At 75.8% G+C, this 2,039-nt stretch carries 2 protein-coding genes; both read left to right on the forward strand.

What is annotated here, in order from left to right:
* The coding region (locus G5C65_RS36135; RefSeq protein ID WP_165303283.1) for a CaiB/BaiF CoA transferase family protein at positions 1–1,186 on the forward strand (1,186 nt) is incomplete at its 5' end.
* A partial coding sequence (locus tag G5C65_RS36140; RefSeq protein ID WP_165303284.1) for an aldolase/citrate lyase family protein occupies positions 1,183–2,039 on the forward strand: 857 nt, incomplete at its 3' end. The genes G5C65_RS36135 and G5C65_RS36140, both read left to right, overlap by 4 nt.

Below are 2,039 nucleotides of genomic sequence, written 5' to 3' on the forward strand. Positions count from 1 at the left end.
CTCCTCCCCCCTCTCCTCCCTCCGCGTCCTCGACCTGGCCACCCTCTTCGCGGGTCCGCTCGCCACCACGCTGCTCGGCGACTTCGGCGCCGAGGTCATCAAGGTCGAGCACCCGCGCAGGCCCGACCCGTCCCGGGGACACGGCCCCAGCAAGGACGGGGTCGGCCTGTGGTGGAAGCTGCTCGGCCGCAACAAGCGCACCCTCACCCTCGATCTGTCCACCCCCGGCGGCCGCGAGGTGCTGCTCAGGCTCGCCGCCGAAGCGGACGTGGTCGTCGAGAACTTCCGCCCCGGCACCCTGGAGAAGTGGGGCCTGGGCTGGGACGAGCTCTCGGCCGCCAATCCACGCCTGGTCCTGGCCCGGGTCACCGGCTTCGGACAGCGGGGGCCGTACGCGCACCGCCCCGGCTTCGGCACCCTCGCCGAGGCGATGAGCGGCTTCGCGGCGGTCACGGGCGAGCCGGACGGGCCGCCCACCCTCCCGCCGTTCGGCCTCGCGGACTCGATCGCGGCGCTCTCCACGGCATACGCGGTGATGACGGCCCTGACGGCCCGGGACCGCACCGGCAGGGGCCAGGTGGTGGACATGGCGATCATCGAGCCGATGCTGACGGTGCTCGGCCCGCAGCCGATCTGGTACGACCAGCTGGGCTATGTCCAGCCCCGCACCGGCAACCGCTCGGCGAACAACGCGCCGCGCAACACCTACCGCACGGCGGACGGCCGCTGGCTGGCGGTGTCCGCTTCGGCGCAGTCGATCGCGGAGCGCGTGCTGCGCCTGGTGGGCCGCCCGGAGCTGGTGTCCGAGCCCTGGTTCACGACGGGCGCGGGCCGCGCCGCGCACGCGGACGAGCTGGACGAGGCGGTCGGCGCGTGGATCGCCCGGCACGACGAGGCGGAGGTCGTCCGCGCCTTCGAGGAGGCGCAGGCGGCGGTGGCGCCGGTGTACGACGTACGGGACGTGATGGCGAACGAGCAGTACCGCGCGCTCGGTTCGATCACTGAGGTCCCGGACGACGACCTGGGCACGGTGCGGATGCAGAACGTCCTCTTCCGGCTCTCCGAGACACCGGGCGCGATCAGATGGGCGGGCCGCGCGCACGGCGCCGACACCGACGAGATCCTGACGGCGCTCGGCCTCTCGGAGGCCGAGATAGCAGCGCTCCGGGAGGAGGGCACGCTGTGACGGTCACTCCGCTCACCTGGCTGTACGCCCCGGGCGACCGCCCGCAGGTGGTCGCCAAGGCCCTGCACTCCGGCGCGGACGTGGTACTGGTCGACCTGGAGGACGCGGTCGCGCCGGAACGCAAGGCGTACGCGCGGGCGGCGACGGCCGAGCTCCTCGCGGACCCGTCCCCGGGACCGGTCCCGGTACACGTACGCGTCAACGCGCTGGACGGACCGCTGGCCGAGGACGACGTCCGCGCCCTCGCCCCGCTGCCGGGGCTGGCGGCGCTGCGGCTGCCGAAGGTGACGTCCCCGGCGGACATCGCCCGCGTCGCCGGCTGGTCGGCCGGGGCCGCACCGCTGTACGCGCTGCTGGAGAGCGCGCTGGGCGTCGAGCGGGCGTACGAGATCGCGACCTGCCACCGCGCCGTGCGCGGCATCGCCCTGGGCGAGGCGGACCTGCGGGCCGACCTCGGGGTGCCGGAGGGCGACGGAGGGCTGGCCTACGCGCGCGGGCGCGCCGTGCTCGCGGCGCGGGCCGCGGGGCTGGCGCCCCCGCCGCAGTCGGTCTACCCGGACATCCGGGACCTGGCGGGGCTCGCGGCGTCGTGCGCGGAGGGGAAGGCGGCGGGCTTCCTGGGCCGGGCGGCCGTCCATCCGCGGCAGCTGGCGGTGATCGAGCGGGCCTACCGGCCGACGGCGCGGGAGGTGGAGCGGGCCGAGCAGGTCGTCCGGGCCGCCGAGACGGGAGCGGGGGCGCTGGCGCTGCCGGACGGCCGCTTCGTGGATCCGGCCGTGGTGGCCGGGGCGCGCCGCACGCTGCGGCTGGCCGCCCGGGGGCGAGGGGGCTGTCTCTTATACCCATCTCCGAC

The sequence above is a fragment of the Streptomyces boncukensis genome (assembly GCF_011045075.1).
Lineage (GTDB): Bacteria > Actinomycetota > Actinomycetes > Streptomycetales > Streptomycetaceae > Streptomyces > Streptomyces boncukensis.